The organism is Pseudomonas sp. PS01303 (genome assembly GCF_029959385.1).
Taxonomy (GTDB): domain Bacteria; phylum Pseudomonadota; class Gammaproteobacteria; order Pseudomonadales; family Pseudomonadaceae; genus Aquipseudomonas; species Aquipseudomonas rustica.
This window is the reverse complement of sequence record NZ_JASCPK010000054.1, coordinates 1-12,067: the sequence shown is the minus strand read 5'-3', so window position 1 is coordinate 12,067 and position 12,067 is coordinate 1. Positions and strand designations below refer to the sequence as shown.

Sequence of the window (12,067 nt, the reverse complement as noted above, 5' to 3'; positions counted from 1 at the left end):
TGGAAGCAAATGACTTGGCGCGTCTATTTGATCAGGAGATCGGTTATGACTTATTTGAAAGTGTTGTCGGCGGAAAAAAAATTTTCTCGCAAAAAGTTGAATGCCTTGCGTCAATCTCTATTGACGGCAGGTACGGCGCCGGAAGTTGAAGGGATGTGCCCTCCTATTACGGGGGACGATATTGCTAAACTGCCATTGGTTCTTCAGGGGGAAGATTGCAACATTAGCCTTAAAGATGTGGTATTGCCTCCCGGCGCACAAGATGATGAAACATTTGTTACCCTTCGGAAGGACGGAAAGCCGATTGGAGAATGGATTATACTTCCAATTCCTCCAGACAATCCGTTTGAGATGGTATTGTCCGGCGCCTATACGGCAACTCCCGGATTGTTTGACTTATCCTATGAAGTCGACTATGCGGGAAATAAAGGTATATCAGATACCTACAGATTCTTTATCGACAATACACCGCCCAATAATGGGTTGCCGGGGCCAGTGGCTGTTCCTCCAGACGAGGTGATTGATGGTGTGGTGACACGAGAGATTCTGAATACGCTCGATGGCATCACCATGAAGCTTGATCCCCCAGGTGATATTAAGCCAGGGGATATTTATAGAGCCTTTTACGGGAAGAGCGACCCGGGTGCCCCGGTGGGTTTTTATAAAGTTGTCGAAGACACAACGTTACCCATTGAAATAAAAATTGAAAAAAATCTTATCGAGACGATGGGTGAAGGTCAGCATATTTTTTACTGTAAATACGAAGATCGGGTCGGCAATATCGGGCCGTCATCCAATCCGTTTACATTCACTATTCAGCTTCGACCCACCCCAAGTGCTTTGAAGCCTCCAGAGGTTCCACTACATGAAGATGATGATCTGATAGATCTGGACGATGCATTTCCCTCGTTAGGGGTCGTCATTCCCGTGTTTGATAATGGCATTCCAGGGGACGCCGTTCGCGTAACTTTTGATGGGAAAATTCAACCACTTCAACCCACTGACGGTAAGACTGAAGTGATTGTTGATGTGCCGTTTGTGGATGTGAAGGGTACCGATCCCGGACCGAAAGACGTAACGCTTACTTACGAGATTGTACGGGAGGGCAAACCCTATCCCGAAGGAACCGCAGTGCCCCTCAAGGTTGACTTGTCTATTGCAGGTCCGGTTAACCCTGAGCCCGATCCGGAGTTGGGCAATCCGAACCTGACAAAACTGATTGTCAAAGGCAGCACCGGCAATGACAAGTTGGTAGAAGCGGACGTGGGCACTGATATCGATATTGATCTGACTATTTACACCGGTTACAAGGACGGCGATATCGTTGATCTTGTCTGGGAAGGCGTTAAGGTGCCGGCGCCCAATGGGCGATATGAAGTTGACGGAACAGAGGCCGCAGGATTTAAAATTCCTTTCAAACTGTCCAAGGACGTATTCCTGGCCAGTGGTAATGGTCTTAAGTCAGCGCGGTATGTTATTTCCAACCCAACGACGAATGGCGACAATGAAAACCCGTCGCCACCGACCGCGGTGGACGCTTATATTATTCCAATCGTCTTGCCAGCTCCCAAGATTCTGAATCTGTACACCAATCCTGCCAATCGCGAGTTCCTTAACTGCAGTTCACTTCGTAGTATTCCGGTGGTGGGCTGGGGTGCCATCGTTAAAGTTGACGGTGATACGGATTTTGCACCGAACATGAAATTAAAGTTCAAGTGGGTTGGTAAGTCCTCGGATCCAGATGCTGATCCAATTGACGATTTTCTGTTTGAAAAAGAGTTGAAGGGGCTAGAGCATGTTCTTGGGTTTGAGGTTTATTTGCCGTTCGAAACAGCGCTGAAAACGATCGGCGATGGAGAAGGGGAAATCAGCTATGTCGCTGAGATTGATGGCCATGACCGAGCGGGGGGCTCACAAAAGGTCAGGGTTGTAATGATCAATAATGAAGGTGAGTTTTGCCCTCTTAATTAAATTTTTGTGCGCGTTTCGAAGTTGACAGGCGGGGTGTTCTTCGCTTGTCAATTTCTCACATTCGTAGTGGTGAATTCTTGCCTAACTTAAGATTAATCCTACAGAGTAATTATCCGATTCCTTGTACCGTGCGCCCGTCTTATTCATCTGCTTCATGGGAAGGCTTGTCTTCTGGAAGTTTCAAGGAGGTTTCATGGACGTCTGTACACGTCAGTTTTCGCTGCGATTGATCAGTAAAAGCTTTGTCTGGTTAACGTTTGTGCCGCTTTTTTCATCAAGCCCCCTGGTCTTTGCATCGACCTTTATTGAGGCGGGCGAAACGCTTGATATTGATCAGAATACGATGAGGGATAGCTACCTCGCACGCAACGGCGGTGTATTGAATGCCAACGGTGCCGATTCGTTTGAAGTGTTGATAAACAGCGGATCCGTTTTGAACGCTGTAGGGGGCACCTTTGCCGGACGCTCTGGCAACGCCGGGGTCTCCGTCACCAATGCCAGTGCCAGTCTGACCGATGCCGTTGTGACAGGTGACCGTATGGGCATGGCGGTCAATCGGTTGACGGGCAATCCCACAGGCTCCAGCGTAGTTATCAGTGGTAGCCAGATTACTGGCCGAACGGCAGGGCTCGAAGCGTCCGGCGGCAGCACCACCGTTATGACCGATACTCACCTTACGGCCACCGCAGCCACGGGGGTGGGGCTGAATTCCTTTGGCGGTGAAGTGCATGCCAAGGGCGGCACCATCACGGGAGGTTTGCATGGCATCCGATTACGGCCCGACTCTCAAGGCGTAGGCAACGGCGCCAACGTGATTCTTGATAATGTCCAGGTTCAAGGACTGACCGGTGCGGCGATTCTTGCGACCTCCGGGGTAACCACGCACATACAAGTACTTAATTACACCCGCCTGCTTTCCGGCACTGGCCTCCTGCTGGATGTTCAGCAAGCTTCGAATGCAACGATGGAGGTTGTCGGCAGTACGCTTGAAGGCAAGCTGAATGTAGCTGATAACAGCACGGCCAATCTCGCGTTCCAACATGGTCTTATGGCGGGCGACGTGCTGGTCAGTGGCGCTTCGACCACGGCCCTGCAACTTGACCGTAGCGAACTTCGCGGCAATATCGTTATCGCAGATAACAGCAAGGGCAACCTTATCTTCGACCAGTCTCAAATGACGGGCGACGTCATCGCCAAAGGTGCCTCGACTGCTGATCTTAACGTGATCGGCAATAGCCTGTTGACCGGCACCGTCAACTTCGCCGAAGGCAGTACCGGTAACTTGAATTTTAATCAGGGCCACATGGTCGGCAACGTGTTGGTCAATGACTCCATCGCTACCGTCGCGTTTGCCAATGGCAGTAGCCTGGAAGGCGACGTCAACTTCACCGGCAACAGTCGCGCTGGTTTGACTTTCGATCAGAGCCAGATGAAAGGCAACGTACTGATTGATAGCCTGCCGGACACGACAACCCTGAAATTCGCCAACAACAGCATCCTCGACGGCAATGTGAACATTGCAGGCGGCAGCAAAGTCGACCTGGGCGTTGATCAAAGTCGAATGACCGGCGACGTCATCGCTAAGGGGGCCTCGACCACAAACCTGAACGTGATCGCCAACAGCCTGTTGACCGGCGCCGTGGACATCGCCGAAGGCAGCACTGGCAATCTCGATTTCAATCAGGGCCACATGGCGGGCGATGTGCGGGTCAATGACTCGACGGCCACCGTCGCGTTTGCCAATGGCAGCAGCCTGGAAGGCGACGTGAATTTCACGGGTAACAGCGTTGCCAAACTCGCCTTCGATCAGAGCCAGATGAAAGGTGATGTACTGATCGACAGCCTGCCCGGCGCTACGGCCGTGAGCTTCACCGACAACAGCGTACTCACCGGCAATGTGAACATCGGGGGTGGCAGCCACGTCGATCTGAAATTCGATCAAAGTCAACTCGCCGGCGATGTCCGGGTCGCCGGGAACTCGACGACGCAGATGGCGCTGAACAACAGCACGTATCTCGGCAACCTGAATATCAGCGATGACAGCACCGCCAATCTGACGCTCAATCAAAGCCAGATGACAGGTGACGTACTGGTCGATGGGTTAAACACCACTGAGTCGGTCACCCTGGAAAATCAGTCGCAACTCACCGGGCGTCTCGACAAGGTCAACAGCGTTAACATCAAAAGCCAATCAAACTGGACGCTGACGGGTAACGACAACATTGGTACGTTGGCCATGAATGGTGGCAGCGTCACGTTTGGCGCTACCGAGGCAACCAGCACTTATTACACACTCAACGTCGGCACGTTGGCAGGTACCACCGGTACGTTTGTGATGAAGGGCGATTTTGTCAGCGGCGAGAGTGACAAACTCATAGTGGCTGGACAATCGACGGGGAATTACGGGCTTGCCGTCGCGGCCTCCGGGCTGGATGCGATAGCCCCCGAGCAGGTTGTCCTGGTGCGCACCGGCACCACCGATGGCGCCAGTTTTACGTTGGCGGGCGATCGTGCGGTGGATCTCGGCACCTGGTCTTACAGTCTGGCCAGTCGAACCAATGCCGAGGGCGGCAAAGAGTGGTACCTCGATCCGACCACTGAAGTCATCAGCCCCGGTGCTCAGTCGATTCTGGCCTTGTTCAACACCCCGGTCACCAGTTGGTATGGCGAACAGTCGTCACTGCGCACCCGCATGGGCGAGCTGCGTCTTAACGGCGGACAGTCCGGCGGCTGGATGCGCACCTACGGCAGCCAGTACAACGTCGCTGATGGCTCGGGCGTGGGTTATCAGCAAAACCAGCAAGGGATCTCGCTGGGCGCCGATGCGCGAGTCGGCGACAGTCAGTGGCTGGTCGGTGTGCTGGCGGGGACGAGCAAGTCGGATCTGAATCTCGATCACGGCACCACGGGCACCGTAAAAAGCTACTACGTCGGGCCCTACTTAACGTGGATGTCCGACAAGGGCTACTACTTCGACGGTGTGCTCAAGTTCAACCGGTTCCGTAACGAGTCCAAGGTCAACCTCAGCGATGACACCCGCGCCAAGGGTGATTACGACAACTGGGGCCTCGGCGCTTCGGCGGAATTTGGTCGGCAATTCAAACTCGCCGACGGCTACTTCGTCGAACCGTTCACCCAATGGTCTGCGGTGCAAATTCAGGGCAAACGCTACACCCTGGACAACGACATGACAGCCGACGGCGACACTACGCGTTCCTTGCTCGGCAAGGCGGGCGTTACGGTTGGCCGTAACTTCGAGTTCGGCAAGGCCAGTATTGCGCAGCCTTATCTGCGCATGGCGGTCGCTCATGAGTTTGCGAAGAATAATGAAGTGAAGGTCAACGACAACGTATTCAACAATGACCTGTCAGGCACACGCGGCGAGTTTGGCGCAGGTGTGGCAGTGGCGATGTCCGAGAAGTGGCAGGTGCATGCGGACTTTGATTACTCGAATGGGGAACATATTGAGAAGCCGTGGGGGGCGACACTGGGTGTGCGTTGGTTTTGGTAAGGCCGATCCAGGTTCGATAAATGCGCGATATGTAATCAGCAAAACGCTTGTATCGAACAGGTTTGATATGCGAAACAGTAGTTTTCACATTCATTGAGCTGGTTAAATTAATAGAGCTGCCATTTGTTATGAATGGCAGCTTTTTTAATCTCTAGAGGTGCAAACTCTATTTCACCTATATGATCATGCGGACGATAATGTCATCAATTTCATAATCGTTCCCGCCATCTGAACCGCTGCCTCCCCCACGGTCCTGTAGACTTTTCATTTGAATAGTTCGGTTTGCACTCAGACTGACTGTGAAGTTCGCTGTTTGGGTGTGCCACTGTCCCGTGCGAGGAACAGTATAGGCCGCAATGATCTGTTGGCCGGAGTCAAGTTCTACGGAAAAAATGGGAGGAACATTCTCGGCCAGAGGACTGAAATTTCTCACTCGATAACTGAACGAGTAAGTCTTTCCTGTGATGAAGCGAAAAGTTTGACTAAAAAGTAGGCCCGCATGTCCGCTCGCTCCAGGAGTATTGTTGTAAAAAACTCCACCTTTGACAGTCCCTTGGTAGCCGGCGGGCCCTTTTACCCAGCTACCCGAAGTGCCGTCATTGAAATTCGTCACTGAGTCAGCCCAGGTTTCGACTGTGAACGTGCGTTCCGGTGACACAGGCTGCTCGCCATATAAGGCGATTGCAGTGAGGCTGTAGCCCTTATTGCTCAAAGAACTCATGGTATGACTCCAATTGCCGGAGTCATTAACGAGCGGTTCGCCCAACGAAGTACTGCCATCGCGCAGACGGATTTTCTGATTTGCAAAGGCCTTGCCGGTCACAGTGACAGAGCGATCGAACGTCGTCCCGCCATGGGCAACAGTGCCTTTGGAATCGGTAACATTGACGATGGTCGGCGCAACGGCTTGCGCAACTGAAAACCCGCGAGGTTTGCTCGCCACGGGATCTGAGTCGTACAGTGCCGAAGCGATGATCTGGTAGCTCTTCACCGCCAATCCGGATAGCACTTTGCTCCAGACCCCACTGTCGGTAACGTCGGCCGTCCCGAGTGGCGTCGTCCCGTCAAATAATGCAACGTTTTCTCCCCGGGTCGCAGTGCCCTTGACGGTCACCTGCTTGTCGAAAGTCGTACCGCCCTCCGGAACCTGTCCCTGTGAGTCGCTCACTTCGGTAATCGTTGGAGTGACGTAGTCGTAACGCGTTCTAACGGTCAATTCCAATACCGGAAAAACAATCGCTGCCGATTCCACCGTCCCGCCATCGAAGGCAACCTTGCAGATCACCTTCGCCGACGTGGCATGTCCCAATTGCACCAATTCGCTTCTGAGTAACCCTGCATTGAGCCCGTTGCCGACCTGCGCATCAGACATTTCAACGCCGTCGAGCAAGATCACTCGGTGGCCTGCGCCGGTGCTTGTTTGCCCCTCGAGTGCCAGCCACACGCGTTGTTTGAGCGCAATTAACGGCCAGACAGACACGCGCGTCGTCGCATCGCCAGTAAACGTCGTCAAGTCGAGGACATTGCCCGTTGCCTGTACGACCAGGGGGCGGGGCAGTTCGGTTTCGGGGTTTTGAAATCCCGAGACCAACAGATCCAGAGTTTGCGAAGGGGTTGGCCGTGAATGACGCTTCACTTCGTATTCAACCTCGACGCGCTTGGAGAGGTTGGCAGCGACCACGGTCGGAGGCAGGTGAAACGCGACGCTACCACTGGCGTCGCCTGGCAGTTCCAGGTCGTCGGAAGTTCCCGCGCCCGGCGTGCCAAGCCATTTCAGCCGGATGATGTCTTGATCAGGCTTCATGTCGGGATAGCTGACGTTGATGTCGACACCCTTCAATGCATCCATCGGGTTCAGTGTGCCGTCAGCGGCTTGAATAACGGTCGGTGCAGGCAAAACGCCCACCTGTTCGCCGATGAGCAGGTCGAGCCCCGCCGAATATTCAAACTGGTTTGTGGCTGCCCGCAACAACGTATAGCGCACCCTGATCGATTGCCCGGTATTGGCGTGAACGTACCGGGCATCCAGCCGAAATCTCACGGGTTTGCCGATGATCAGGCTGGTAATCGGAACCCAGTCGGAAGTACTGGCACCGGGGCCAGTCCAATAGTAGGTGAGGATGTCATCCTTGTGCGTTCCGGGGAAATTCACCAGTACGGTGACGTTGTCGCTGACGTTATCAGGGTCGAGCACACCGTTGATTGCCTCCGGAACTTGGGGCGCCGGCAGTGTCGCGTGAATGAGTTGAACCTTGGCCAGCAGGCGATCGGACTCGCTCACGCCATACAGCGTCACGTTGTCATTGCTCACGCGATAGGACAAATCCAGGCTGCCGCCATCAAGCACCTTGATGTGTTGGTTCTTGATCTGAAAAGTAATGAGCTTCGCTTCGGCTTCATTGCGAGTGACCGTGTGTTGTTCTTCATGCGGGTAAGGCACGCCATCCACTTGAGTGCCCAGCCAGATCAAATTGATGAAGTCGCCGTTGGCCATGCCCGGATAGCGGACATCCACAGTCGCCAGCGGGGTATCCGGCTCGAGCGTATCGCCGATCAGCTCGCGGATCGTCGGCTCCGGTAGCATCACCACCGCCCCCACCACATCGGCGAACGTGCGCTTGGACGACAACGGCGGGCCACCACTGTTTTTGCGCAGCACATAAGAAGCATCAGCGCGGCCCATGGCAATGGCGCGGACATCCTCGTAGGGCACGTTTATTTCCACAATGCCCGGAACAGCTTCGATCGTGCGCGACTCGCTGTGAATCAGCGGCTGGCCGGTAAACGGCGTGCCGATCCACGTCATGGTCAGCGTATCGCCCAGCGTGAAATCCGTACCCTCTACACGCACCTGAACAGTGACCGGCTGCTTGTTCAGATCCTTGACGGTAATGATCCCGTTGATGGCTTCTTTGATGGTCGGCGCGTCCAGCCGCCAGGCACCGGCGTCCACGTCGATGTGGGTGCGCTTGGAATGGCGCACCGCCCAGTTCCAGGTTTCATCGTAAAGGTCGTATTTGATCTCCAGCTTTTTGCCATCGCCGCCCGCCAAAATCGCCTCCTGATCAACCACGATGACGATCGGTTGCAGCCGGTCGACATGCGCCTGCGTGACCCGATAAGGCGACAGCGCGACACTGCCCCAACGCAGCAAAATCGAGTCACGCAGGGTCATGTCCGGATAGAACGGTATCGTCACCGGCACACCTTTTTCCGCCCATGCGGCATCGATGACACCTTGGTCGACCAGATCCGGTGGCAGTTGCACAATCTTCAATTCCGAGTGGCCATCCGGCAGATGCGGTTCCCGGTCGCGCCCGCCCGGTCGAAAGAGTTTGATCAGCAATCGCAAGGGCACAGAAGGATCGTCCGGCACCGTTGCACCGGCGCGAGTCAGTTGGTAATAACACTGCTCGACCCAACCTGAGGCCAGACCATCGACGGGCAGGAAAAAGTACATCGGCTTATCGACGTCGCCGGGCTCGACGCTCCTGCGGAAAATCACTTTGGTTTCCCAAAAGATGTCATGGGTGTCGCCAGCGCGCATGCCCAGATACGGATTAATCAAGCAGAGCAAGCCTTCGGCATGGTCACTGACGACGGCAATATTGATCCCGCCATCGCCCTCGACAATCGGCTGCACCATGCCCGCGATCAGTAACGGGCGCAGGGCAAACGGCGCGTTTTGGTCATCGCATGGCGGGAACAGAAAGGGCGAGTGGCTGGGCATGGCGAGCTTCCTTGCTGTGGGAGGGGGGCGACCGTTGGCAGACGCGCCGGGTCTTGTGATTGAGCATTACGGGAAGCAAGTTGGCTACTGTCAGATCTGACAGGGGCGGGGTGGTTTGAGACGAACGGTCGGTGGGGTGGCGACGAAGTCTGTCGGACGGTTCGCCAAATGGCATAGGCAATGAGCGCCGTTTAATGTGCGCGTTTAAAAGACACCGGGTGTTACGTCCTGAGGCCCACAAATCGTTGCGCCATTGCCTACACGTAAGACAGAATCCGCCGGCTTGTGCGCCTGGGGGCGGGTCGGTAACTTGGATCGGGTCACTGATTTCCAGTGATCGGGTTTAGCAGCCCTGTTTGATATCTCCGGCTGTACAAGTCTCATCCTGTCAGGTTTTCGCCTGCACTTGATGGTGGCTGTGTGCTTGGCACCTTCGGGTGCGCCGGGTTTGGGGATGTCAACCGGTCTGCTAATTCGCGCACAGCCGCCTCCCTCTCGTTTAGCAGCGAAATGGATACGGCCTTACCAGAGGTTGACATCCCATGTTCAAAATTACGCCAAACCCACCGGCCACCGATCCGGCATCGCCCTACGAATCATCCGACTCAAAGAAATTCCACGAAGCCGCCGAGCGCGCCCTCGACCACTACCTCGGCCCACCCACCGCCGAAATCATGGCTGCACCGTATGTGTCCAACCGTTTGTTCATGGTAAACCCGGCCAGCGCAAACGAACCTCTGTTAGCCGACGCCAGCGAAAGCCTCGGTTCGGCTTGCGTGATGATCAACGACCTGGCGGGTATGCTTGAAGGCACTCATCGCAGGACATTGTTGGGCATTGCGCAAGTTGTGATGCTGGGGGAGCTGGCGGTTAATCAGGTGTTGGATAATTTGGTTCCGGTGGATTAATTCTGAGATGTGGAGAAGCAGTTAACGTGACGTATAGGGGCGGATTTATTTTTGAATAAATCCTCCCCGGTTTCCAAACGCTAGACTTGAAGCCAGGTTATGCTTGTTATTGTAACTGCTGAAACTGCTATAGTACCATTTACTATTAAAGAGAAAGAGTGGCAGTTTATTCCAATATCTATTTTTTTGATTTTGTAACTCCCATTATTTGGTTCAAGGTTTTCACGAAGGATCGCTGTATTTTTTTCATCATAAACCACGAGTGTTGTTGTGGTGTCTAGCCCATTGTAGTACCCAATTTCAAATGTTGCCGCAAGCCCGGGAAATGTAACAAAGCAAGTAACTCCAGCCCAGATCGCTAGTACTTGTCCTACGCTCGGGGTTGAATAGTAGATCCCTGAGTTCCCTGGTGTAGCTACAAATGGCTCTAGTAATAGAGCTAAACGACGGGGAGAATAATAAGTGAGGTAGTGAGGGATGGTTATGGGTGGAGTTTGTTCCCAATCTTCCGTTATGTTTTGTTTGACTGTAACTGTAAAATTTCGAACTGGCGACTCCGTCTCACTGCCATACATCGCTTTTGCCTTGAAAGTATATGGCCGTTGTGACAATGCGGTAGCGACATAAGTCCAGACACCTTCGTTGTTGACTGGCCGCTGGCCTTTAGATGTGGTGCCATCAAAGATCTCCACCTCGCGGTTCGCTGTAGCTGTACCCGTAAAGGTCACGCTGGTATCGCTAGTCCTCCCATTGTGAAGAATCTCGATGCCTTTGGAGTCTTTCACCGAAGTAATCGCCGGAACCAAGGCATGCGCCACAACAAACGTTCGGGCAGCCGATACCGGGTTGCTGCCGTAGATGCCTTTGGCGGTCAGGCTGTGCGGCCCGTTGACCAAGCCACCAACACCACGTGTCCAAACGCCGCTGGCGTTGACGGTGGCAGTGCCTTTGGGGGTCGTCCCGTCGAAGATTTCGACCTCCAGACCCGCCGTGGCTGTACCGGTCAGGGTGACGCTGTCATTGGTAATGGTGGAACCATTGGGGACTTCTTTACCGTAAGGGTCTTTAACTGAAGTGATCTTGAGTGTGGCGAGCGCTGCAACGGTTAAGGTGCGTGCCGCCGACACTGGCCCTGCGCCGTATTCTGCTTTCGCGGTAAAACTGTGCGCCGCGACGCTTAATCCCGAAACTCCCAGTGTCCAGACACCAGTGGTCGGATCCACGGGCGGTTTGCCTTTAGATGCTGTGCCATCCAGCACATCAACCTTCTGCCCTTTGCTCGCCGTACCGGTCAAAATCACCTTGGTGTCGACTGTTGTAGCGCCCTGTGGAATCTCGACACCCTTGCTGTCCTTGATCGAGGTAATGGTCGGCGTGACCAATGGCGTGACGATGATTTTCCATATCACCGACACCGGATTGCTGCCGTATTGCGCAACAGCAGTAAGGTTGCAGTCGCCCTGGGCCAGTCCGATTAAATTCCGTTCCCAATTACCTTGAGCATCCGCTGTTGCGAAGCCGCCAGTACTCACGCTGTTGTTGTAAATCAGGATGGTCTGATGGGGTGTTGCAGTGCCGCTGACCTTGACACTGGAATCAACGGTGAGACCGTTTTGGGGAATGGTGATGCCTTTTGAATCGAGCACTGAGGTGATCACCGGCGTCGTCGCTGCGGCGACAGTAAAGGTTCGAACAGCTGATTCCGTCTCACTGCCGTACTTGGCTTTTGCCTTGAAGGCGTGAGCGGCAACGGTCAAACCTGTAGCGTTGTAGATCCAGATCCCTTGGGCATTGATCGGCGCCGAGTCTTTTAATGTGGTGCCATCAAAAATATCCACCTCACGGTTCGCCGTGCCTGTGCCCGTGAGCGTCACGCTAGTGTCGACTGTCGTGCCGTTTTGAGGGATGTCGATGCCTTTGGAATCTTTCACCGAAGTAATCGCCGGA

General features: G+C 54.2%; 4 protein-coding genes and 1 pseudogene. 3 read left to right on the top strand and 2 right to left on the bottom strand.

Going from position 1 to position 12,067, the window contains the following annotated elements; genetic code table 11:
* The first annotated feature begins 45 nt into the window (after positions 1-45).
* On the top strand, positions 46-1,971 hold the full coding sequence (locus QMX93_RS16170; protein ID WP_282357023.1) for a hypothetical protein: 1,926 nt from the start codon (positions 46-48) through the stop codon (positions 1,969-1,971).
* A gap of 343 nt (positions 1,972-2,314) precedes the next feature.
* The gene (locus QMX93_RS16165) at positions 2,315-5,482 is read left to right on the top strand and encodes an autotransporter outer membrane beta-barrel domain-containing protein (protein WP_282357022.1); all 3,168 of its coding nucleotides are present in this window, start codon (positions 2,315-2,317) and stop codon (positions 5,480-5,482) included.
* Positions 5,483-5,657: 175 nt separating this feature from the next.
* On the opposite strand, the gene QMX93_RS16160 is transcribed toward QMX93_RS16165, so the two are convergent.
* The gene (locus QMX93_RS16160) at positions 5,658-9,212 is read right to left on the bottom strand and encodes an Ig-like domain repeat protein (RefSeq protein WP_282357021.1); all 3,555 of its coding nucleotides are present in this window, start codon (positions 9,210-9,212) and stop codon (positions 5,658-5,660) included.
* A 542-nt stretch (positions 9,213-9,754) separates the two neighbouring features.
* On the opposite strand from QMX93_RS16160, the gene QMX93_RS16155 reads away from it, so the two are divergent.
* Entirely contained in the window at positions 9,755-10,120 is a 366-nt protein-coding gene (locus QMX93_RS16155; protein WP_282357020.1) for a DUF6124 family protein, read from the top strand.
* 80 nt (positions 10,121-10,200) lie between these two features.
* On the opposite strand, the pseudogene QMX93_RS16150 reads toward QMX93_RS16155, so the two are convergent.
* Positions 10,201-12,067, bottom strand: a pseudogene (locus tag QMX93_RS16150) (hypothetical protein); the annotation flags it as partial.

Coding starts and splice junctions, on each gene's coding strand:
- QMX93_RS16170 (WP_282357023.1), top strand. CDS start 46: ATGACTTATTTGAAAGTGTTGTCGGCGGAAAAAAAATTTTCTCGCAAA.
- QMX93_RS16165 (WP_282357022.1), top strand. CDS start 2,315: ATGAGGGATAGCTACCTCGCACGCAACGGCGGTGTATTGAATGCCAAC.
- QMX93_RS16160 (WP_282357021.1), bottom strand. CDS start 9,212: ATGCCCAGCCACTCGCCCTTTCTGTTCCCGCCATGCGATGACCAAAAC.
- QMX93_RS16155 (WP_282357020.1), top strand. CDS start 9,755: ATGTTCAAAATTACGCCAAACCCACCGGCCACCGATCCGGCATCGCCC.